The sequence below is a fragment of the Tissierella sp. QWL-11 genome, assembly GCF_058683765.1.
Window position 1 is genome coordinate 538,818 of record NZ_CM178750.1, and the last position, 24,310, is coordinate 563,127.

General features: G+C 29.4%; 22 protein-coding genes. 19 read left to right on the forward strand and 3 right to left on the reverse strand.

The features are described from left to right. Positions 1–15 precede the first annotated feature (15 nt). Complete coding sequence (locus AC4PG3_RS02595; protein WP_492197525.1) at positions 16–381, forward strand: ArsR/SmtB family transcription factor; 366 nt, start codon at positions 16–18, stop codon at positions 379–381. A 61-nt stretch (positions 382–442) separates the two neighbouring features. Next, positions 443–676: a glutaredoxin family protein gene (locus AC4PG3_RS02600; RefSeq protein WP_492197526.1), complete on the forward strand. Its 234-nt coding sequence runs from the start codon at positions 443–445 to the stop codon at positions 674–676. A 53-nt stretch (positions 677–729) separates the two neighbouring features. Here AC4PG3_RS02600 and AC4PG3_RS02605 read toward each other — a convergent pair whose 3' ends face one another. Beyond that, entirely contained in the window at positions 730–915 is a 186-nt protein-coding gene (locus tag AC4PG3_RS02605; protein WP_492197527.1) for a DUF1858 domain-containing protein, read from the reverse strand. A 146-nt stretch (positions 916–1,061) separates the two neighbouring features. Between AC4PG3_RS02605 and AC4PG3_RS02610 the strand changes: the two genes are divergently transcribed. The 9 genes from AC4PG3_RS02610 (at position 1,062) to AC4PG3_RS02650 (ending at position 10,115) form a co-directional block, all read left to right on the forward strand. Continuing rightward, on the forward strand, positions 1,062–1,433 hold the full coding sequence (locus AC4PG3_RS02610; protein WP_492197528.1) for a phage holin family protein: 372 nt from the start codon (positions 1,062–1,064) through the stop codon (positions 1,431–1,433). Between the two features lie 133 nt (positions 1,434–1,566). Next, positions 1,567–1,863, forward strand: coding sequence for an iron-sulfur cluster biosynthesis family protein (locus tag AC4PG3_RS02615; RefSeq protein WP_492197529.1), 297 nt, complete (start codon positions 1,567–1,569; stop codon positions 1,861–1,863). A gap of 105 nt (positions 1,864–1,968) precedes the next feature. Beyond that, positions 1,969–3,321, forward strand: coding sequence for a magnesium transporter (mgtE, locus tag AC4PG3_RS02620; RefSeq protein WP_492197530.1), 1,353 nt, complete (start codon positions 1,969–1,971; stop codon positions 3,319–3,321). A 192-nt stretch (positions 3,322–3,513) separates the two neighbouring features. Continuing rightward, on the forward strand, positions 3,514–3,798 hold the full coding sequence (locus AC4PG3_RS02625; RefSeq protein WP_492197531.1) for a Veg family protein: 285 nt from the start codon (positions 3,514–3,516) through the stop codon (positions 3,796–3,798). 108 nt (positions 3,799–3,906) lie between these two features. Continuing rightward, positions 3,907–5,442, forward strand: a complete 1,536-nt coding sequence (locus AC4PG3_RS02630) for a DUF3794 and LysM peptidoglycan-binding domain-containing protein (protein WP_492197532.1) — start codon at positions 3,907–3,909, stop codon at positions 5,440–5,442. 62 nt (positions 5,443–5,504) lie between these two features. Beyond that, complete coding sequence (gene ispE, locus AC4PG3_RS02635; protein ID WP_492197533.1) at positions 5,505–6,350, forward strand: 4-(cytidine 5'-diphospho)-2-C-methyl-D-erythritol kinase; 846 nt, start codon at positions 5,505–5,507, stop codon at positions 6,348–6,350. A 57-nt stretch (positions 6,351–6,407) separates the two neighbouring features. Further along, positions 6,408–7,913 carry a spore germination protein gene (locus AC4PG3_RS02640; protein ID WP_492197534.1) on the forward strand — a complete coding sequence of 502 codons (1,506 nt, stop codon included), beginning with the start codon at positions 6,408–6,410 and terminating at the stop codon, positions 7,911–7,913. Further along, positions 7,906–8,997, forward strand: coding sequence for a GerAB/ArcD/ProY family transporter (locus AC4PG3_RS02645; protein WP_492197535.1), 1,092 nt, complete (start codon positions 7,906–7,908; stop codon positions 8,995–8,997). The genes AC4PG3_RS02640 and AC4PG3_RS02645 overlap by 8 nt, the downstream gene beginning before the upstream one ends. Beyond that, positions 8,994–10,115, forward strand: coding sequence for a Ger(x)C family spore germination protein (locus tag AC4PG3_RS02650; protein ID WP_492197536.1), 1,122 nt, complete (start codon positions 8,994–8,996; stop codon positions 10,113–10,115). Before AC4PG3_RS02645 ends, AC4PG3_RS02650 begins: the two co-directional genes overlap by 4 nt. 139 nt (positions 10,116–10,254) lie before the next feature. Here AC4PG3_RS02650 and AC4PG3_RS02655 read toward each other — a convergent pair whose 3' ends face one another. Then, positions 10,255–11,367: a YibE/F family protein gene (locus AC4PG3_RS02655; protein WP_492197537.1), complete on the reverse strand. Its 1,113-nt coding sequence runs from the start codon at positions 11,365–11,367 to the stop codon at positions 10,255–10,257. Positions 11,368–11,502: 135 nt separating this feature from the next. Between AC4PG3_RS02655 and spoIIR the strand changes: the two genes are divergently transcribed. The 6 genes from spoIIR (at position 11,503) to AC4PG3_RS02685 (ending at position 19,429) form a co-directional block, all read left to right on the forward strand. Continuing rightward, positions 11,503–12,117: a stage II sporulation protein R gene (gene spoIIR, locus AC4PG3_RS02660; protein WP_492197538.1), complete on the forward strand. Its 615-nt coding sequence runs from the start codon at positions 11,503–11,505 to the stop codon at positions 12,115–12,117. A gap of 63 nt (positions 12,118–12,180) precedes the next feature. Beyond that, positions 12,181–12,897 (forward strand): spore cortex-lytic enzyme, encoded by a 717-nt coding sequence (gene sleB, locus AC4PG3_RS02665; protein WP_492197539.1) that lies wholly within the window; start codon positions 12,181–12,183, stop codon positions 12,895–12,897. Between the two features lie 18 nt (positions 12,898–12,915). After that, entirely contained in the window at positions 12,916–14,274 is a 1,359-nt protein-coding gene (ypeB, locus tag AC4PG3_RS02670) for a germination protein YpeB (RefSeq protein ID WP_492197540.1), read from the forward strand. A 337-nt stretch (positions 14,275–14,611) separates the two neighbouring features. Further along, a complete protein-coding gene (locus AC4PG3_RS02675) occupies positions 14,612–14,950 on the forward strand; it encodes a PTS transporter subunit EIIB (protein ID WP_492197541.1) in 339 nt (112 codons plus the stop codon). Between the two features lie 183 nt (positions 14,951–15,133). Then, positions 15,134–17,497 carry an LTA synthase family protein gene (locus AC4PG3_RS02680; RefSeq protein ID WP_492197542.1) on the forward strand — a complete coding sequence of 788 codons (2,364 nt, stop codon included), beginning with the start codon at positions 15,134–15,136 and terminating at the stop codon, positions 17,495–17,497. 87 nt (positions 17,498–17,584) lie between these two features. Further along, entirely contained in the window at positions 17,585–19,429 is a 1,845-nt protein-coding gene (locus AC4PG3_RS02685) for an LTA synthase family protein (RefSeq protein WP_492197543.1), read from the forward strand. 252 nt (positions 19,430–19,681) lie between these two features. Here the strand turns inward: AC4PG3_RS02685 and AC4PG3_RS02690 are convergent, their stop codons facing one another. After that, a complete protein-coding gene (locus tag AC4PG3_RS02690) occupies positions 19,682–21,649 on the reverse strand; it encodes a sensor domain-containing protein (protein ID WP_492197544.1) in 1,968 nt (655 codons plus the stop codon). A 152-nt stretch (positions 21,650–21,801) separates the two neighbouring features. Here AC4PG3_RS02690 and AC4PG3_RS02695 point away from each other — a divergent pair, with 152 nt between their 5' ends. Then, complete coding sequence (locus tag AC4PG3_RS02695; protein WP_492197545.1) at positions 21,802–22,641, forward strand: S-layer homology domain-containing protein; 840 nt, start codon at positions 21,802–21,804, stop codon at positions 22,639–22,641. A gap of 93 nt (positions 22,642–22,734) precedes the next feature. After that, on the forward strand, positions 22,735–24,276 hold the full coding sequence (gene murJ, locus AC4PG3_RS02700; protein ID WP_492197546.1) for a murein biosynthesis integral membrane protein MurJ: 1,542 nt from the start codon (positions 22,735–22,737) through the stop codon (positions 24,274–24,276). Positions 24,277–24,310: the final 34 nt, after the last annotated feature.

Below are 24,310 nucleotides of genomic sequence, written 5' to 3' on the forward strand. Positions count from 1 at the left end.
GGAGGAGGATTCGCTTTGAAAAATACAAAAGAAGATGGAAAATGTCTAGGACATTTTATGGAAGAGAAGCAATTAATGGAGATTAAGTCTACTTTAAATGGAGAAAAAAAAATTGAAAAACTAAGCAAAATATTTAAAGCTATGGGAGATAAAAATAGATTAAAAATTATTTATGTTCTATCTAAATCTCCTCTTTGCGTGTGTGATATTGCAACCCTTCTTGATATGACACAATCCTCTATATCTCATCAATTAAGAATTTTGAGAGATTTAAATTTAGTGAAATTTGAAAGACAGGGAAAATTAGTAGTATATTCTCTGGATGACTTTCATGTATTAGAATTATTAGAATCAGGCTTAGAGCATACCCATCATTTATGATGATTAAGTTGAATTTATTTGGGTAATATGAATAACATACAGATATCAAGGAGGAATTTAAATGGCTAATGTAAAAGTTTATACTAGTAGTACTTGTCCTTATTGTACTACAGCTAAGAGTTATTTAGAAGAAAAGGGAATAGATTATATTGAAAAAAATGTTCAAACTGACAAGGAAGCTAGAAAAGAATTAATGGATATGGGACATATGGGAGTTCCTGTAATCGTAATTGATGGAGAAGAAATTGTAGGTTTTGATAAAAATAAAATAGATGAAGTATTATTTAAAAAATAAAATATTTCAAAAAGATATAAAAAAATGGAAGTCCTAGGACTTCCATTTTTTATCTATTCATTCAAAGCTTTCATTAATTTATCTAAATCTAAACCGTGTACCATAGCAGCTTCTTCCAAAGTTTCCATTTGGCTTGAAGGACAACCTACACATCCCATTCCAAAGGACATCAAAGTTTCTACAGCTTCAGGCTTTTTTCTTATAAGCTCACCAATTAGCATATCTTTAGTGATTTCCATTTAAAAACCCTCCTCTTTTAATTCTTACTAATATAGTAGCATATTTTTTATACTCTTTCCAGTACAAATATAGTATTTGTAAAATTAAATTTATTATTTGAATAATTTAATATTAGTTGGGAGAATACTATAGATGGAGGTGTATTATGGAAGATAAAAATAAAAATCCAGACAGAGAAAGAGACTTTAATATAGGAGAAATGCTTTTAAGAATTTTAGTAACTTCAATAGTAATTGCATTAGCAGCATACTTCACACCTGGTTTTACTATTGATGGTATGGGAAGCCTTCTTTTTGCTGCAATTGTAATTGGAGTTTTAGATCATTTAGTACAAAAGTTTACAGGAGTAGATGCTACACCTTTTGGTAGAGGGATCGCAGGTTTTTTGGTTGCTGCAATAATACTATATTTAACTAAATTTATTGTAGTAGGATTTAATATATCAGTAATAGGAGCCCTTTTAGGTGCTATAGTATTGGGAATAGTTGATGCAATAATTCCAGGAAGAGCAATGTAGATGTGACACAATATAATTTTCCCTCATAGAATAATATATTAAATCTTATTGACTTAAAATAAGATTTAATGTATTATGTTTATATGATACCCGCCTGGGGTATGTATATAATAAAATAAAAGGAGTGGATATTGTGAAGATCATTGTAACTGATAGGGGCAAAGAAGAATTAACTAAAACCTTGGAGACAAAAAATACTGACAAATCACTAAAAATATATGTTGCAGGCCATGGTTGAGGCGGTCCATCATTTGGTTTAGCTCTGGATGAGCTAAAAGATGGAGATACTAAAGTATCATCTGAAGGATTTGAATTTATAGTAGAAGAGGGTCTAGAAGATATATATGGAGCGTTTACTGTAGATTATAGTGATAGTTGGCTGAGAAAAGGATTTGTGGTTCTTCCAGATAGAGGAGGAGCATCTTGCTAAAATAGGCTTAGGCCTATTTTTTTTGCTTTAAATGACCTTGCTGTGATATAATAAGTAGTAAAGATTATTTAGCTTAAAACTAATATATGAAAGAGGGTGTGGGTCTTGGATAATAGTCCATTAAGAGAAGAACAAATATTAGACTTAATTAAAGAAAAAAAATATGTAATCCTTAAAAAAGAACTTTCTGAAATGAAGGATGTAGATGTGGCGGAGATATTAAATCCACTAGACCCCAATACAACTTTACTTATATTTAGAATGTTACCTAAGGATTTGGCAGTTGATGTATTTGCTAACTTTTCAGTAGATCAACAAAGAGAAATCATAAGTGCAATTACAGATAAAGAGTTAGAGCACATATTAGATGAATTATTTTTTGACGATATGATAGATTTGATTGAAGAGATGCCTGCAAATATTGTAAACAAAATTTTAACTAATTCAACACAAGATGAGAGAAAACTTATAAATCAATTTTTAAAATACCCTATAGATTCTGCTGGAAGCTTAATGACTATAGAGTATGTGGAATTAAGAAAAAACATGACAGTAAAAGAAGCACTACATCATATAAAAGAAACTGGATTAAATAAAGAGACAGTATATACTTGTTATGTAACAAATAGGAAGAGAGTCCTTGAGGGGATAGTATCTTTAAGATCTTTAGTTGTTTCAGATGAAGATGAATTAGTTAGAAATTTAATGGAAGATGATATTATATTTGTAAACACTCACGATGATCAGGAGACAGTTGCAAATATATTTATAAAATATAGATTTTTAGCTCTACCTGTTGTAGATAAAGAACATAGATTAACTGGTATTATAACAGTAGACGATATAATGAATGTAATGGAGCAAGAGGCTACAGAAGACTTTCAAATAATGGCTGCAATGGCTCCATCTGAGGAAGAATACTTAGACTCTAGTGTGTTTTCTCTAGCAAAACAAAGAGTTACTTGGTTACTTATATTGATGGTTGGAGCAGCACTTACAGGTGGTATCATTAGTAGATTTGAAGAAGTTCTTAGTACTGTAGTGGTTTTAACAGCTTTTATTCCCATGTTAATGGACACAGGAGGAAATTCTGGAAACCAATCTTCTACTCTTATAATTCGTGGTTTAGCAGTAGGAGAAGTAACATTAAAAGATAAATGGAAAGTATTATTTAAAGAATTTAGAATAAGTATAATAGTAGGAGTAATTTTATCTTTAGTAAATTTTATTAAAAATATATATTTAGACAAGGTGGATATTGCAGTTGCACTTACTGTTTCTATAACCCTTTTAGCCACAGTTGTAATGGCTAAAATGATAGGAGGAGTACTTCCGCTTATAGCTAAAAAGTTTAATTTGGATCCTGCTATAATGGCGGGACCACTTATAACAACTATAGTGGATTCTTTAGCTTTGCTTATATATTTTTCTATTGCCACAGCACTGCTTCACATATAGTATTAAAACACATAAGTAAAGACAAAAATTATTAAGTTTATTTAAATAAAGATTATTGCATATTTCATTGACAAATTCACATTAGAATAGTATAATATTTTGTTACTTGACAAAATCTTTTTTTGATGCTATAATTTATCTATGGGTGTAAATACACTGTTTCTGGATCCTGGATAATTAGGAGAGAAACTAATGGAAGGTGGCTATCTTATAGATATGAATAGCGTAAATAAGATTCGTGAAGATTTAAAAGAATGTATCGGGAAGACAGTTATATTAAAGGCGAATAAAGGTAGGAAAAGAACGACCATTAGAGAAGGCATACTTGAATCAGCATACCCCAGCTTATTTGTTGTAAAAATTTCAAATGAATATGAGAGTACTAGAAGAGTATCCTACACTTATTCAGATGTACTAACTTCTACAGTAGAAGTTACTGTTTGCAACGAAGGAAAAAATCAGACAAAAATTTCTTAACAGAACTGTACTATTTTTAAAAAATAGTACAGTTTTTTTGCGCATAAAATAACTTATGGTTTCATATATATCTTTATAAGGCTAAAAGATTCTTATAGGGGTGATATTGTGTCCATTGAAATTATAAAAGAAAATATCAAGATGGAAGAATTGATAAAAAGTGAGCAAAATCAAGTATTAGTAGAAAAGGAAATCTATGTAAATACTGGAAATAGTCATATAGAAAATCTTATATGGGTAGATCCAAAGGTGGATATTTTAAGCAGCAAGATCTTAGAAAATAGGGTTTTGGTGAACGGATTAGTTAAATTTAATTTATTGTATAAAGATTCGGAGGGTACACTATATACACTAGAAGAGCAAAGTGACTTTAAAGAAGAAATTGAGATAGAAGATGCAGCTGAAGGTATGTCTTTTGACATAGACACTCATATAGAATATATAGAAGAAGAAATAGAGGAAAATAAAATATATCTAAGAGCAGTAGTAAATTTAAATGGAAAAGCTACCAAAACTAAAAAATTAGAAATGATAAAAGATATAGAAGGTAAAGATGATCTTCAGTCTTTAAAAAAGGAAGTAAGGTACAAGGAAGTATTTGGAAGTGAAACTTCCTATGAATATATAAAAGATACTTTGGCATTAGATGAAACAAAGCCACCTATAGAAAAAATACTTAAGTTTTCTGCCAATGCTAAAGAATTAGAAAGTGTAGTAGCGGAGGATAGGGTAATTGTATCCGGTGAAGTTCTAATCTCTATAATATACTTGAGTGAAGAAGATGTATATACAGTAAAAGAATCCATACCATTTAATCATTTTATAGAGATGGAGGGAGTATATAGAGATTTAGAAAATACACTTAAATTAAAGGTTAAAGATGGAAATTATGAAGTTTTAGAAGATGAGTTTGGAGATTTGAAAAAAGTAGACGTAAACTTAAATGTAGAAATGACAACAGATGTCTATAAGAACACTTCTAGGAACCTTATAGTAGATATATATTCTACTAAGGAAAATATTTTATTAGAACAAGAAGAAATAAACCTAAAAGAAAATATAGATAATATACATTATGATGATATAAAGAGTTTTGATATAGATATTGATGCTAAGGAAATATTAGATATAGAGGTTTTCCAAAACATACTTGACAAAAGATATCTAGATGGTGAAATTATAATTGATGGAATACTAAATACTAATATATATTATATAGATAAATCTAGTGATGAACTTTCAATGCTTAGGGAAGTCCTTCCATTTAAGTCTAGTTTCCCTGTAGATGAAATTTGTGAGGAATATTTAATAGATTTAAATTGTAGCTTAAAAGAGACGAACTATATCTTGAAAAAAGAATCGATGTCACTTGAAAGTAATATTTCATATGATTTATCTTTCAATAAGGACAAAATCATATATTGTATAAAAAACATAGAAGAAACTGGAGAAATTATAGATAAGAGGAATAAGCCTAGTATAACTATATATATAGTACAAAAAGGAGATATACTTTGGGATGTGGCAAAAAGATATAATACTACTATAGAAGAAATACTAGATGCAAATAATTTAGATGGAGATTATAAAATGGAAGTTGGAGATAAAATAATTATAGAGAAAAAATTGGATTTAGAATTGTAAACTATAAAAACATAGGGTTTTATGGTATAATACTTTCATGTCAAATTTTACAAGGAGACAATATGGAAGAGATAGTTGTAAAATCCTATGGAAAAATTAATTTAGCTTTGGATATTTTATATAAAAGATCTGACAATTATCATGAAATAAGAAGCATAATGCAAAGTATTGACTTCTTTGATAGACTCGTATTTAAAAAGCAAAAAAAAGGCATCACAATACAGACTAATAATCCTGATGTTCCCACAGATAAAGAAAATATAGTGTATAGAGCCTGGGAATCTTTAAAGCCCTTTTCAAAAACTAGTACAGGAATCCATATAAAGATTGAAAAAAATATTCCTATTGCAGCAGGCCTAGCTGGAGGTAGCTCAAATGGAGCAGTGACCTTGAGGGTTCTAAATAAGCTGTGGAATTTAAATTTGAGTGAAGAAAAGCTAATGGAAATCGGAGGGGAAATTGGTGCAGATATTCCATTTTGTCTAATGGGAGGTACAGCTCTTGCAGAGGGAATAGGGGAAAAATTAACACCTCTTAAGCCTTTTGTGGATAAGTTAATACTACTTTGTAATCCTGACATAAAGATATCCACACCCTATGCTTATAGCTTAATAGATACTAATAAAGAAAAATATGATCTAAGGGATTTAATTTATTCATTAGAACAGGATGACATATATGGAGTCTCTCAAAATCTAAAAAATAAAATGGAAGAGCCTATTATAAAGAAATATCCTATTATCAAAAATATTCAAGATATTATGAAGGACTCAGGTAGTCTGGGAACCCTAATGAGTGGAAGTGGATCTACAGTATTTGGAATATTTGATGATAAGGAAAAGTTAGAATTTGCATATAAAAGACTTTTAAAATTGACAAAGCAAGTCTATATTACAAAGACAATATAGTATATAAACCCCAACTTTTGGTAACCCTATTAGGTACAAAGGAGGGGTTTTTTTATTTTGGATAAACTTTGTAAAGATATAGAAAGAAATCTTGTTGAGATGAAAAAAGTGTTCAAAGATTGCGATGATATATCCTATAGAGAAATAGAGGTAGGAGAAATATTTAGAACAAGGATGAGCGTAATTTTCATAGGAGGATTAGCGGATAAGAATTACATATCAGAATATATGATAGAGTCTTTACTAGAAATAGAAGAAGTAAAATCTCTAACTCTACAAGGATATAGAACTACAATTGTAGACGCCATATCAAAAGAAGGACTATACTCAGCAGAATTGGTCTTAGAGCAAGATTTTAGAAAAATTATAAACCATATTCTATCTGGAGACGCTGTATTATTAATAGAGGGAATAGATCAAGGGATAGTAATAGATTCTAGGGGATGGATGAGTAGGGGAATTGGTGAACCTCAAACTGAAACAGTAATAAGAGGTCCTAGGGATGGATTTGTAGAGAGTCTAAAGATTAATACTACTATGATAAGAAGGAGAATAAAAGATACTAATTTAAAGGTTAAAATGTATAGTGTTGGAAGACGCTCTAAAACAGATATAGCACTTATGTATATGGATGATATAGTAAATAGAAAGATTTTAGATGAAGTGAAAAAGAGACTGGAGAATATAGATATAGATTGTATATTAGACAGCTCTATTTTAGAGAGTCTTATGGAAGACAATTACCTATCACCATTTCCTCAGATAGAAAATACAGAAAGACCTGATAGCGTAGCTGCATCTTTATATGAAGGTCGGGTCGCTCTAGTAGTGGATAATTCACCTTTTACATTAGTTGCCCCATCAACTATAGGTACACAGCTACAATCATCTGAAGACTATTATACTAGGTGGTCAGAGGCAAGTTTAGTGAGGATTATTCGTATATTTGCAGTATTGTTTACATTTCTACCACCGGCACTATACATAGCAACTAGCGCCTACCATCCAGGGATTTTACCTTCAAAATTGATTTATTATTTAGCTGCAAGTAGGATAAATGTACCCTTTCCCTCAGTGGTAGAGGCTACCCTAATGGAACTTACCATGGAGCTTTTAAGAGAGGCTGGCACTAGGATATCTGGTCCTATAGGCACTACTATAGGCATAGTAGGAGGACTTATAATAGGTCAAGCAGCAGTAGAGGCAGGGATAGTAAGTCCACTTATGATAATTATAGTTGCGCTTACAACTATATCAACCTTTGCTATACCTTCTTATGAATTAGCTTCAGCTTTTAGATTGTCAAAGTTTTTCTTTATATTTTTAGCAGGAGTGTTGGGACTTTATGGAATTATGATAGGAGTAATTATCTTAATAACCCACCTTGCTACATTGGATAGTTTTGGAATTCCATATACTTCACCATATTCAGGTCTTGGAGTAAAGGAAGGGGATATAAAAGACACTTTGGTTAAAGCTCCAGTTCAAGAATTTATAAGACGTCCTGGATTTACCTATCCAAGAGATAAAATAAGAATGAAAAGAAGGAAAAAAGATGAATAAAGATCCTAAAATTTCAAATATACAGTTAATGGGAATGTTTGTATCTATAGTAATAGGAATAGGTATATTTAAGCTGCCAAATCGATTAGCTAATGACTTTGGATCTTCAGGTTGGCTAATAATAATCATATCTGGACTACTTATATTTCCCATATTATTTGCATATCAAAAACTTTTTTTAATGTATCCTGATATGGATTTTTTTGAAATTGGAAGAGAAACCATAGGTAGTGTGTTATTTAATATATATCTTCTCATATATTTAACCAGTCTAGTTTTTTTTATAAGCTTTATATCTAGGAGTCTCGGTGAGATGATAAAATCATTTTTACTTGTAACAACTCCTATAGAAGTAGTAATTTTAGTATTTATCATAAGTACTTCTTATATAGCTTGCTATGAAATAGATGTAATTGGAAGAGTGGGTTTTATGATATATCCTATAATAGTTTTATTTACAGTTATTATAGTATTGATTTCAATACCTGAAGCTGATTTTACAAATCTATTTCCCTTATTTCAATTTGAATTAAAAGACATACCAAAGGGTATAAATTCCTCCTTTTTCGCCTATTCTGGATTTGAAATAGTGTTATTTGCCATACCTTATTTAGAAAATAGAAGGGAAAGTTTTAAATTTAATTCCATTGGTTTAATGACTGTAATTTTCATATATGTAGCTACATTTATAGTAACTATATCTCAGTTCAGTATAGAGCAAGTGAAAAGGCAGACTTGGCCTGTTCTGACCTTGGTAAAAACAGTAGATTTACCTGGATATTTTTTAGAAAACTTAGATGGACTTATAATGTCAATGTGGGTTTTGGTAATTTTTGCAACTATGGCTCCTGTGTATTTTAGTGCAGGTAAAATTCTTTCTAAGATATTTAAGACAAAGTCTCATAAGTATTTTGTATGGGGACTTATTCCTGTAATATATTTGATCGCTCTAATGCCTGAAAATCATGTAGAGATAAGTCAAGTAATGGGGAGATATTTAAATCTATCTGGAGTATTAACTGCAGTTATTTTACCGTTTATACTGCTTTTAGTAGCGAGCATAAAAAGGAGTATTAAAAAATGAAAAAAATATTATTATTAATTTTAATCTTAACAAATATATTTCTTACTGCCTGTTGGGATATGATTGAGATAAATCAGAGGAAATTCCCGTATTCTGTAGGTATAGATTTAAATGCAAATCAGGAAGGAAAATATATAATAACTTTTTCATCTCCGAATATAAATGCTATTGGGAAAAATAGAACCCAAGATGTAAGACTTAGGATAACTAGTGTAGAGGCTGATTCTATATTTACAGGAGTAAAAAAAATGTTTAAAAAGGTGCAAAATCCTGTATATACAAAACACCTTAAGGTCTTAGTCTTATCAGAGGAAGTGGCTAAAAGTAAAGATGATATAAAGGGTATAATAGATGGATTTAATAGAGATTTCCAAATAAATAAAGCCGTAAGGATGACTTTAGTTAAAGATAGTTCAAAGGACTTTTTGAACTCTATACCAGAAGCTGTATCTCAAGAAGAAGTAGAGGGAACTTTGTATAAACTTCTTACAAACAATCAAAAATCTAGTGCCTTTACTCAAAAGACTGTTATGGATTTTATAAATGATCATGACAATAAAAAAAGTTCGATTATTCCCTTTGGGAAAATTGAAGCAAATGAGTATGTATTTGAAGGTGGGGCAGTTTTTAAGGATTATGAATTTATAGGATATATAGATGCAAATATAAATAAAGGCTTAGGACTTTTATTAAATGATATAAAGGAAGATGAAATAAATATACAACATGATGGGATAAATCTATCGATTCATATAATGAATATAAACTTAAAAAGAAAGCTTCAAGATAAAGAGAATTTAAGCATTGTTTATAATATGGAGGTAGAGTGTCATCTTCAACAATATATTATAGATCACAATAAACATATAGATGAGGAAAAAGAAGTCAAAGAAATTCAAAGAAAGATAAATGAAAAGGTAGAAGAGCTCACATATCAAGCCATAGAAAAATTACAAAAGGATTTAAAAGTAGATTATATAGGAGTAGGTGAATATATAAGAAAATTCCATCCTAGTATTTGGGAACAGGTAAAAGACGATTGGGATATTTTGTTTCCAAGTATAGATATAGAAGTTGATGTGGACGCAAAGATAAGAAGGAGAGGACTTTCAAAATGACAAGAGCTTGCTTTGTCATTCCGAACATATCCTGTCATTCCGAACATACCACTCCTGTCATTCCGAACGTAGTGAGGAATCTTTGGTCCTAAGATCCTTCACTACATTCAGGATGACTAATATTGGAATTTTCAGTTGGCTATATAGACTTATTAGTTTTTCTTTTAATCAATATACTTGCTACAAGAGCAGTTAGTGGGATAGTTAAGATCAATCCAATACTTCCAGATAGAGATCTTACTATTTCAGATGCTATTACATCTAGATTTATAATTTTTGTAAGGGAGGTCTCATAAGCCATAAATAACAGTAATAGTGGTATAGATGCTCCTGTATATGCTAATATTAGAGTATTTGTCATCGTACCCATTATGTCTTTTCCTACATTCATTCCAGCTTTAAAGAGTTCTTTTTGACTCAAATCTTTATTTGCAATACTTATCTCCTCTATGGATGAGGAAATAGACATACCTATATCCATGATTGCTCCCAAGGCACCTAGTATTATACCGGAAAATAGTAAACCTTTAAAATCAAAGTCTACACCTAGGGGAGTATACATTAGCATAGTTGCCTCTTCTCCACTAAGACCTGTAAGCTTTATCTTAGTACCTACAAAAAAAGCTATAAGCCCTGCAACTAAGACTCCACTTATAGTACCTATAATTGCAGCTAAACTTTTACTACTTAGGCCACTAATTATGGTTATGGTAAGAAAGGTTACTAGGATAGAAATTCCAATAGATAAAAGTATAGGACTCATGCCTTTAAGTATACCTGGTAAAAATACTTTCAAAACTAAAAATATAGTTATTCCTAGGGTTATTACTGCTTTTAATCCTTTCATTTTTCCGATTAAGAGTATTAGTAGTAGAAATGCGGCTAATAAATAGTATATATAATTATCTCTTATATAATCTGATACAAATACCTCTGCATAATCTTCATATTCATCTATCATAACTATGACTTTATCTCCAGGTTCAACCATGAGATTATAGGCCATATTATCTGAAAGATAATTTCTAGACTCTGCTATTTCTCCCTTATATTTACCAGTTAAAATTTCTAGTTTTATATTTTGTACTTTCTCTACTATTCCGTCTAAATCTTCTAAAGTTTCATTTTCGACTTCTAGTATAACTGCTTTTGCATCAAGAGATTGAAATTCTTCTTCGTTTTCTGCATATGTAAATTTAGGATTAGCAAGTACAAGTAGAAGCAACACTAAAATAAACATTCTGTTTTTCATTTTATCCCTCCAATTTTATTAACATATTATATCACAAAAAAGAAAAATAGGTTTTAATATTATAAATTAGTATAGATTTCCTTAAACTGGTCACAATAAGAATAGACAAGCCTTAAAAAACAGGAGGAGAAAAAAATGAAATATAAAAAAACTATACTGCTATTATCACTTTTTATTATAACTTTTATCTACATAATAAACCCTTATATAGATAAAGAAAGATTGTTAGAAGAAAATTTGTTCAAGGAAAATAATGATGAAATAATAAGATTTCATGTAAGAGCAAATAGTGATTTAGAAGAAGATCAAGAGCTAAAATTAAAAGTAAGAGATGAAGTCCTAGAGACAATGAATAAAAGATTTAATAAAGACACTACTTTGGAAGAAAGTAGAACTATCATAAAAAAGAGTATGGAAGAAATAAAAGATATAGCTAAAGATGTTTTAGATGATGAAGGTAAAGATTATGCAGTAGATGTAACATTAGCTCAAGAAGTATTCCCTATTAGAAAATATGGGAATATGGTATTTCCTCAAGGTGAATATGAAACTCTACTCATAGAAATAGGAGAAGCCCAAGGTAAAAATTGGTGGTGTGTAATGTTTCCTCCACTTTGCTTTGTAGATGTAACTCATTCTGTAGCTGTAGAAACTCCTGAACTGGAAGAGTTTGTAATCGATGAGGAGGAGCCTATTAAGGTAAAATCAAAAATTGTGGAGCTAGTAGATACGATTAAAGATAAATTTTAGCTTAATATGTATAAAAATCAATATAATACAAAAAATAAGAAAAACATTTCAAGGAGGATTAAATTGAAACTAAAAAAGAAGACCATAAGAAATATAGCTTTGATTATATTGGTTTTAACATTTATCCAAGTATATGAACCTAGTAGCATTGTAAAAACTGCAAGTAGATATAGTAGTTACTTTGCACCTAGAACTCTTTATTGGGGGGTCACAGGTCAAGATGTAAAAGTAGTTCAAGATAAGCTCTTAAGATGGAAGTATTATGATGGATGGGTAGATGGAATATATGGTGCTAGAACCTATAGGGCAGTAAGAAGATTTCAACAAAAGAATGGATTAAATGTAGATGGGATAGTAGGTCCATCTACGGCTAGAGCTTTAGGTATTCAATCACAGTCCACAGCAGTTAGTGGTGGGGGAGTAAATAGAAAAGCAGATGAATATATGCTTGCAAGGACTATTCATGGAGAAGCAAGGGGAGAACCTTATGTTGGAAAAGTAGCAGTTGCTGCAATAGTGTTAAACAGAACAAAAAGCCCTAGTTTTCCAAACACTATAGCAGGTGTAGTCTATCAACCTTTAGCTTTTACTGCTGTAGCAGATGGACAGATCAACTTAACACCTAATAAAGACTCCATAAAGGCAGCTAGAGATGCTTTAAATGGATGGGATCCTACTTATGGATGCCTTTACTATTGGAATCCAGCTACAGCAACTAGTAAATGGATTTGGTCTAGAAAGGTAATGTTAAAGATAGGAAAACACTGGTTTGGAATTTAAAACCATAAGGAGGATATAATGAATAGAAAAAATATAATTGCCCCTGTGGTACTAGGTGTACTTCTTTTAGCATCAGTAGTATGGGGATATAATGAAAGATTAGATAAGATAGATTATGAAATAGCATTAGATAATCACTATCAAAGACTGTTTTATGATGTAAAGAACCATGTGGAGAGTGTCCAAGTAGGACTATCTAAATCATTGGTAGCATCAACTAAAGAGAGGAATATACTTCTCTTTTCTAAAATAATGACAGATGCTAATTTTGCTCAAGATAAACTAGCTCAAATGCCAGTTTCACATAATGATATAGCAAACACTCAAAAGTTCTTAACTCAAGCAGCAGACTATAGTTATTTTTTAATACAAAAGCATTTAGATGGTCAGGATATAACTGATGAACAAAGGGAAACTCTTTCTAATCTGCAAAATAATTCAGCTGCATTTACTCAAGAATTGGCAATTTTACAAGAGAGTATGAAGGATTCAAGTGCAATTTATGGAGTAGCAACTATGGGAAGAGATCAAAACCCAGAAAATGAATCTGCTTTTCAAACTAGTTTGATAAATTTAGATAGTCAAGTGGGAGATACTCCAGAGCTTATCTATGATGGACCATTTGCAGATCAAATGATAAATAGAAAACCAGTAGGATTAAGTGAAGAGCCTACTTCTTTAGAACAGGCTAAAGAATTGGCAACGAACTTCTTTGGAAAAGATAGAGTAGAAGGTATAGAGGCTTTTGAAGAGGGAGAAAATATAAATGAATTGAGAATACCTGCTCATACATTTAATTTATATGAAAAAAATGCTCAAAAGGATATGGCTGTATATATGGGGGTTTCTCGAAAAGGTGGAAGAGTATTATGGATGGCAAATCCTAGGGCTGTTTCAAATAGGGAGATATCTATAGAAGAAGCTCAAGACTATGCAATAAAATATTTAAAAGAAAAGGGCTTTAAAACAATGGAGCCAAACTATTATTTAGAATATGATGGATCTGTGTTGTTTAACTTTGTATACAAAGAAGATGATGTAACCATATATCCGGATTTAGTTAAAGTTAAAGTAGCCCTTGATAATGGGGAGGTAGTAGGATTTGATGCCTCAACATATTATTTAAATCATCAAAATAGAAAACTTGGGAAAGCGGCTATTTCACAAGATGAAGCCCGTGAAAAACTAAGAGTGAAGTTTGAAATTGACTCAGAAAGACTAGCTATAATTCCTAAAGGAAAAGAAGAGGTATTGTGCTATGAGTTTAAAGGAAAATATAAGGATGCAGACTTTATAATCTATATAAATGCAATGGATGGAAAAGAAGAACAAATACTACAGATAATTAAAAATGAAAATGGAACCCTAACATTTTAACTAAAACCCCTCTTGTCAAATTGATAAGAGGGGTTGTGTTCTTCTATACTCAAGGGATAAATTATAAAATAAGACTCGGAATGTGAAAAGTTTAATAGAAGTATTCACTAAGGAAAAAAATGTTTAGGTCTGTACTGTTTGAGCATAGCGAGTTTACAGACCTATTTCTTTCTGTGTGATTATACTTCTTAAACTTTGAACCTGAGAATCGTTTTTATAATTTATCCCAATATCTTGACAAGTATATATCTGAGAGTTAAAATATAATCGACGATGGAGATAGGGATATATATAGTATAGATAGTAGCTCAGGGGAAATTATATGAGGAGGATTTTGATGTCTGAGGTTTCTAATGGTATAGATATGTTGATTGACTATATAGGCGGAGAAAGCAATGTAGAAAGTGTTTCTCACTGTGCAACTAGACTAAGATTTGTAGTAAGTGATATGGAAAAAGTAGATAGTAAAAGAATAGAAGAATTAAACTTTGTAAATGGTAGTTTTTACCAAGGTGGACAATTCCAAGTTATAATTGGAAATGAAGTAGAAAAATACTATAGCAAAATAGTTGAAAATGGAAAGATAAAACTTCTAAAAAATGGAGAATTAGATCAGCAAAAGCTAAAAAAAACAAGTTGGATACAGAAGATAACTGGAAAACTAAATAAAAAATAGACATATAATGGGTCTATAGGCTCATTTAAGCTGCTGTCAAGATTGTATTTGACAGCAGCTTTTTAATATAAATTATTTCTATATTGATTATTATATATTGATTCTTAAAATTTTCCATAACTTGAAAATGATTATGGATTAATATAAACTAAAATAGATTAATTATTAAAATGAGGTGATTCATTGATTTTACTTTCAATTTTATCTATGTTTAAAACTCTATTATTTATAAATATGACAAATATACAGTGGAATAAAATACATGTATTTTTTATAACAATTTGCATATCTATATTTGTTTTATCAATTATAGACATGTGGAATTCTAAATATAAAAATATATTACTTATAAGTTTTTATACTGTTTTTTCAACTATAATGTTGATAGATGTAATTTACTATTCATATTTTAATGCCTTGCCATCTGTAAAGATGTTTTCTCAAATAGGACAATTACAAGCAGTATCTGAAAGTGTAAAGAGTTTATTTACCTTGAAAAATCTATTGTTTTTAATAGATTTGCCCCTCGTATTTTTATACTTTTTCAAATTTAAAAATAGGAAAATAGAGAATTCGTATAATAATAAAAAAAGGATTTTATTGCCAATATCTACTTTTCTTATAACTATTTTATTATTTACAATCTCCATAAGCAGTGGAGAAATCAATTCTATAAAATTACAAGAGATATTTAGTTTTCACTTTACAGATATAGTAAATAGTTTTTCTAAAGAGGATAATTATTCAAATTCTAACAAAGATTTTGATAAAGAAGATTTACTAGAGCTTAAAGAAAGAGCTAGATTAAAGGATGGAAAATATACTGGGCTGGGAAAAGATAAAAATTTAATAGTAATACAAGTAGAAGCTCTACAGAGTTTTGTAGTAGACTTAGTATATGAAGATCAAGAAATAACTCCAAATTTAAATCAGTTGATCCATGATAAATCATCCTTATATTATGATGAGTATTATCAATTATTAGGTCGTGGTAATACTTCTGATGCAGAATTTGTAACCAATAATAGCTTACATCCATCTATGGAAAGCCCTACTTATACACAGTATGAAAACAATACATTTTATGGCTTACCTTGGTTGCTTAGGGATAATGGATATACTGCTTGGGCATTTCATGGATACGAAAAGGATTTTTGGAATAGAAATAAGGCATATAAAAATCAGGGATTTGAAAAATTCATCTCTGAAGAAGACTTTGAATTTGAAGAGAGTATAGGACTTGGAATCACAGATAAGGATTTTTTCAATCAGTCTATGGATTATTTAAAAGAACTAGACAAAGTAGAAAACCCATACTATGCCTTTATGGTTACTCTAACTAGTCATAATCCCTATGATATGCCTAGTAAATATTATAAATTAAATTTAAAAGATAAGCACAAAGATACTTTACTTGGCAATTATCTTCAATCTATACATTATTTTGATGAGGCTCTAGGAGAGTTTTTAAAAGAATTAAAAGAAGAGGGTTTATATGAAGATAGTGTTATAGCTTTATATGGGGACCATTTTGCTATACAAAATACAACCAAAGAAATACGTGATATTATGGAAGATTTCTTAGGACATAAATATGATTATAATGATATAATGAATATACCCTTAGTAATTCATTTGCCAGGAGAAGATTTAGGAGAAACTATCTCAAAGGTAGGTAGTCAATTAGATTTTTATCCAACTATAGGAAATATTATGGGTTATGATAATATTAAAGGTGTAGTCTTCGGTAGAGATTTAAATAATTATACAGGATATACAAATGTAAATCCTCAAACTATAATGAGGAAGGGATCCTTTGTAGATAAAGATACTATATTTGAAATATCAAGAACAGAAATATTTGATCATAGTAGGGCATGGGATAGAAATAGCAGAGAAAAGCTTGATATAAATAAATATAGGGATGTCTATGATAAGGCCATAGAAGAAATAAATAAGTCTAATTTTATATTAAAAAATGACTTAATAAAACTTTTACTAGAAGGGGATAGGGAATTAGACCTTGATAGTATAGGTGAAGATGAGATAAATAAAAAAGAGCTAATTTTAAAAATCATCCAAGGGGAAAACAAAGATATAATAGAAGAATTAACTAAAGGATATAAAAGAGGGAATAGAATATTTGCATTAGATATAACATCTTCTTTAGATTTAGACTCAATTATAGAATGGGTAAAAGATCATGAAGACGCACATATACTATTTAGAAATAAAGATGACAATAAAACAGAAATCTTTGAAAAACTAAAATATCGCTACAATAAATTAAAAACTGACTCTATAGTAGAAATAAATAGTTTTGATGAACATTACTTCATTACTTCCCATGGATATGAAAATCTTCTATTAAATATTTCTGATAAAGATTATACAGATAAGGAGATATTAGACTTTTTTAAAGTACACAAATTATTTGGAGTAGTGTTAGATAAAAAAAGAGCAAATACAGATCTGCCTAAAGAAATTAATAGCTTAGGAATAGATGTATATACAGAATCAGAGAAAATTCTCTCTCTTTTTCGATAGTTAGGACGAGAAATCAAGCTTTGTTCCAATCAGGGATATCATCCTGAGGAACGAAGGATCTTATAAACAATTAGAAAGGTAAAAATTATGATACTTACATTATTATTGGCATTAAAATTTACACTGTTTACCTACCTTATAAAGGTAGAATTTTATAGGTTTCATATAATACTCATTAGTACAATTATTTCCATAATCATAATTAATTTGATATACAATTCAAAAATGAAAAATAAATACAATAAGGTATTGAGTTTTTATGTATTTATATCAATATTGTTACTTGCTGATAGCACATATTTTGCTCATTTTAATATGTTGCCAAGTGTTCGTGCATTAAAACAATTGGGACAACTTACAGCAGTAGGTGAGAGTCTTAGAATGCTTTTAAAACCTAATATACTTATATTAGTACTGGATATCCCCTTTGCAATATATGCTATGAAAAAGAGGAAGTTTAAAAAATACTTTAGACTAAAATCTAAGAAAACACTTCCTAGTACACTAGTAGTAATTTTAGCATTGATACTATTCGTAACATATAATAGGGGAGGAATTAAGTCCGTTACATCACAAGAAGTATTTTCTTATCACATATTAGATATAAAGGATAGGATAGTAAGCATAGGAAAAACAGGGATAAATGAAGATATAATGTCCCAAGAAGATATAGATGAACTTAAAGAACGAGCTAGTCTAAAGGAAGGAAAGTACACTGGGATTGGAAAAGATAAAAACTTAATAGTAATTCAAGTAGAAGGGCTACAGGATTTTGTAATAGACTTAAAACAAGGTGGAGAAGAAGTCACCCCTAATTTAAATAAACTTACAAAAGATAAATCCACACTATATTATGATGAGTACTTTCAACTATTAGGGCGTGGTAATACATCGGATGCTGAATTCGTAACACATAATAGTCTTCACCCATCTATGGAAGAACCAACTTATAGTATCCACTCTGACAATACATTTTATGGATTACCTTGGTTACTTAGGGATAATGGATATACTGCTTGGGCATTTCATGGATACGAAAAGGAATTCTGGAATAGAAATACTGCCTATGAAAGTCAAGGGTTTCAAAGGTTTATTTCCCAAGAGGACTTTGATTTTGATGACATAATAGGATTTGGAATAAAGGATAAAGATTTTTTTAGTCAATCCATAGATTATCTAAAAGAAATGGACAAGGTGGATGAAAATCCCTTTTATGCCTTTTTAATCACCTTAACTAGCCACACACCCTTTAATATGCCTGAGAAATATCAAGTCTTAGATATCGAAAAGGAATATAAAGATAATATGATAGGAAATTACCTTCAAGCAGTTCACTATACAGATGCAGCTATAGGTGAATTTATAGAAGAGCTAAAAGAAGAGGGACTATATGAGGATGCTGTAATAGCTATATATGGAGATCACTTTGGAATATCTGCTGCTCAAGAAGAAAGTGAACTTATGGACAAACTATTAAATAGGGAATATGACTTTGATGAAATGATGAATGTTCCTTTAATAATCCATGTGCCAGGAGAAGAATTAGGGGAAAAAGTCTCAAATATAGGAAGTATGATAGATTTTTATCCTACTATTTCCAATATAATGGGCTATGATAATACTAAGGGCTTAGTATTTGGTAGAGATTTAAATAATTATGAAGGCAAAAACCTAGTAAAACCACAAACCTATATGCTAAAGGGTTCATTTATAGATGAAGATATATTATTTGAAATAGCAAGGGATGGAGTATTTGCTCACAGTAGAGCCATAAACAGACACACTAGAGAAAAACTAGATGTAGAGGAATTTGAAGAAAGGTCAAAGAAAATACAAGAAGAGATAGATAAGTCAAATTTTATATTACAGAGGGATTATTTAAAAGAATTCTCTAAAAACTTTAACGAAGTATATAAAGCAGTTAATGGGTAAGAAGATTATCTCAGTATGTAGAAAAAGGAATATCCTATGCTATTAAAAGTTTCAAAGACAAAATTGATTTTCTCGTCAGATCAATTTTTAGAAAAGAAGCTTTATTTAGCAAGTTAAAGTATAACGAAAAGTTGACATGCAAAGATAAAAATAAGATATTTAAATGTTGTTTTTAACCAATTAAATATCTTATTTTTATATTGGAGACTATTTTTATCTCTAAAGCATAAAATTTTTTACAGTCTCAAATAATTATTTATATTTAACTAAACTACTATTTAAATTTTCTGAACAAACTGGTTTTGAAATATAATAACCTTGACCTAAGTCACAATTCATTTCTTTTAGAAGATTAAATTGTTCTTCAGTCTCAATTCCTTCAGCTACAACAATTAATCCAAATGTATTTGCCAATGAGATTACTGATTTTACCATAGCTTCTTCTTCGCTATTTTTTGTCATATTATCTATGAAGCTCTTATCTAATTTTAAATAATCTATTGGGATTGTCTTAAGTCTTGAAAGTGTAGAATATCCAGTTCCAAAATCATCCATAGCTATCTTAATCCCTATATTTCTCAAATAATTAATATTTTCTTCGATGTTTTTTATATTATCTGTAAATCCTGATTCAGTAAGTTCTAAAATTATTTCAGAATTTTTAAGACCATATTTTTTAATAGAGTTTTCCATAAATAAATTAAAGTTTACTTTAGAAAAAGATTTAGAAGATATATTTATAGAAATTTTAGGTACATTTACCCCTGATAAATTCCATTGTCTTTTTTGATTTAATGCTTTTTCAACTACAAAATTCATTAAATCATAGGCTAAAACAGTTTTCTCTATAATTGGAATAAATTTTCCAGGAGAAACCATACCTTTTTCAGGATGAATCCACCTTATTAGTGACTCAACTCCTATAACTTCATTTGTATTTAAATTCATGAAGGTTTGATAGTGTAGTACAAATTCGTCATTTGCAATTGATTTTTTTATTTCATGGATTATATTTAAGCTATCCAGTACAATAGCCTCTAATTTTTTAGAATAATATTGATAGTTTCCCCTATCTTTGCTCTTTAAATATTCTGATGTTAGATGTGCATTTTTTAATAGTATATCAAATTCATCTCCATCATAGGGGGCTATGGTAACTCCTATAGTAGCAGTTACATTGTATTCAACATTATTAAATTTCCAAGGGATTTCAATTTTTTTATATATTTTTCTTATTACTTTTTCTATATCTTCTTTAGAGTTTACATTTGTTAAAATAATTGCAAATTCATCTTGAGTAATTCTAGATAAAATGTCATTTTTAGAAATAGAGCTTTTAAGTAATTTACTCATATAGACTAAGAAAACATCTCCTGCATGATGGCATAAGCTTTCATTTATGTGCTTAAAGTCATCTATATCTACATACAAAAAAGCAAAAGGTTTATCTTTATAACTCTTTTTGCTTTTTAAATTTTTATACTTTAATTCTAAAAAAGTTCTATTTGGTAAATCAGTAAGGGCATCATAATAGTCTAGGTAGTGAATTTGCTTTTCTAATAATTTTTTTTGTGTTATATCTATAAGAACTGCCGTATACTCTAGTTTATTTTTCTTATTATTATTTTTTAAACTTATATTAGCTAAGGCATACTTATCTTCATTTGAGTTTGATAATATTTTCAACTCCATATTTTTTATATTCCCAATTAAAACATCTTCTTTGTCTATAGAGGATTCAAAAAGAATATTTATTTCTTTGCCTAAAATTTCATTTTTATCTAAAGATGTGAATAATTCCAAGTTTCCATTTATATTTTTTATATTTAAGTTTTCATCTAAGGACATTATTAAAAGCGAAGCAGATTTAACAATATTATCTATAAGATGTTTTTGATTGTTTATTCTATATTCAGCTTGGTACAAGTCAATTTCTTTATGATAAATTTCTTTTAAATTAGATTTTATAGTTTCTTCATATGTTTTTATTCTATTTAAATTTTTATATACCAAAAATAAAATTATAAAAAAAGCAAATATAACAAAGGTATACGATCTAAGATTTTGAAAATGGACATATAGATCAAAGTCATATTTGTAGATATTTAATAAAATCTTATTACTAAAATATGTGCCAATTAGAGATATAAAAAGGTATATAGCAGCAATTTTTAAAGCGACTAAAAAAGGATCTATCTCATTATAACTTTTGTTTTTCAAATTATCACCAACTATTATTTTATAATTGTTATTATATCACAATTCTACAAAAATTTACATAACCTGGATTTGGATATAATTTGTAACCTTAATGTAATATATATAGTGTACAAATAGGGTATATAATAGATAAGTATAGAGGGGGAATACATATGAAAAGAATAAGTGTTTTTTTAATTATAATTATAGTTTTAAGCTCTTCTATAGCTTATGCTAATTTTGATAAAAGCATAGAAGAGCATTGGTCAAAACAGATTATAGAAAAAAATTTCGCAGAAAAATATTTTCCTTATTTAATTGAGGAGAATTTTTCCAAATTCAAACCTAATAATCACATTACAGTAGCTCAGTTTTCAAGGTCTATATCACTACTTTTTCAAGACCACAATTATAAAATTACTGATATACTAAATGAGGATTTTCTATCTAGAGAAAAGATGGTAAATATTTTAGGGAGTGAATTAGAAAATATTGGCATATTAGCTGATAAAAATGTAGATATTCCTTTTAAAGATACTAATACTATGGATGAAAGTAACATAGAATTATTAAAGATGCTTTATAAATTAGAGATAATACAGGGAGATACGAATACCGAATTCTCTCCTGAGAGAAGACTATCTCAAGCAGAGGCAGTGATAATCTTGCAAAGAGCAAGGGAGGTATTAAAAACTATGGATACAGTATCTTTTGAAACTTTAGGAGTTGTACAAACATTTAATGGGGAAGAAGAGATAACAGTAATTCCACAAGAGGAAAAAGTCTTAGTTACAATAACAAAACAATTTCCCACTCCAGGATATAATATGTCAGTTAGCCATATAGTTAGGTCAAAGGATGGACATAAGATCAACTTCGATATAAAACCACCTGAAAAGGATTCTATACAGTTACAAGTTATTACTTACAAGACTATTAGCTTAGAAATAGACAAAAAGGATTTGGGAGATATGCCATATAATTTCATATTGGATGGTTACAATAAAATTTAATAAACTAAAGAATAAGGCCTGAGAGATTGTATTACTTTTCAGGTCTTATTTTATGGTATAATACTTTTAGACAATAATATAAAGAGGGATTTTATGAAAAAAAAGAACAATATAGCAAGGTCTGCTTTAATGATTGCAGTTTTTACATTAGCAAGCAAGGGACTAGGATTTATTAGAGAAATAATGATAGCTTATAGATTTGGTTCAGGCGAGAAAACAGATGCATACTTTGTAGCAATGACAGCCACTGTCATAGTTATAGGGGCATTAGGTGCAGCTTTAAATACAACTCTGATACCCATCTTTTCTGGGATTAAAGAAAAACATAGTAAATATGAAATGAGAAGATTTTTAAATAATATATTGAACTTAGTATTTTTTACAACAGTATTACTTTCAATAATTGCCTTTATAGCATCGCCTCTAATTATTAAAGTTCTTGCAAAGGGTTTTGAAGGAGAACAGTTTGATTTAGCTGTAAGATTAAATAGGATAGGATTACCTATTGTAATTTTTTTAGGTTTTACATATGTGTTTTCAGGGTATCTACAAAGCAACGAAATATTTGGACCTCATGCTATAATGGGTATCCCTTATAATTTTGTATTTTTAGTATTTCTTTTTTTTATAAGTAGTGGAAGAAATATAGAATATTTAATGCTAGTTACAGTATTAGCTGCTCTTACTCAGGTTTTAATTCAAGTTCCAGCAGTAATTCATTCAAGATATGTATATACATTAGATATAGACTTTAAAGATCCAAATCTTAAAAAGACAATTCATTTGTTTATACCAGTTCTTTTGGGTTCCGGGGTTCATCAAATAAATGCTATAGTGGATAAAACATTAGCATCAGAATTAGTTACAGGAAGTATATCTGCTCTTACATATGCCAAAAGACTAAATGATTTAATTATATCTGTATTTGTTATGGCAATTACTACAGTTGTGTTTCCTATGCTAAGTAAGGCCTTTTCAAATCAAGATAATTCAAATATAAAAAGAACATTGTCACTTGGGTTAAATATAATACTAGTAGTGACAGTACCTGCTACATTTGGTTTGATAATACTTGCAAATCCTATAGTAGAGTTGTTTTTCCAAAGGGGAGCTTTTGATTCTACTGCTACAATTATGACTAGTAGTGCATTGGTATTCTATTCAATAGGGCTTGTAGGTGCTTCTTTGAGGCTTATGTTAAACAAAGTTTTTTATTCCTTTGAGGATACAAAAACTCCTATGATAAATGGAGTTATAGCTGTAGCTATAAACATAGTATTAAATTTTATATTTATAAGATTTATGGCTCATGATGGCTTGGCATTGGCTACAAGTATCTCAGCTACAGTAACTACCCTTCTATTATTCATAGATTTAAGAAAAAAACTTGGACCAATCGGAATGAAAAATATAGTTTTTACTTTTTTGAAAACCCTATTAGCTTCTTTGGTAATGGGTTTAATTGTATATCTTATTTATTTTAAACTTGGTACATTACTTCCAGATATGAAAATATTTCAAATGATAACTTTAATATTGTCTGTAATTATTGGAGGGCTTTCATATTTTATATTGTGTATAATTTTAAGAGTAAAGGCAATATCTCAAATTATAAGATTTAGATTAGGAAGATAATAGTATATATCAAAAAATATAAATGAGGGATAGC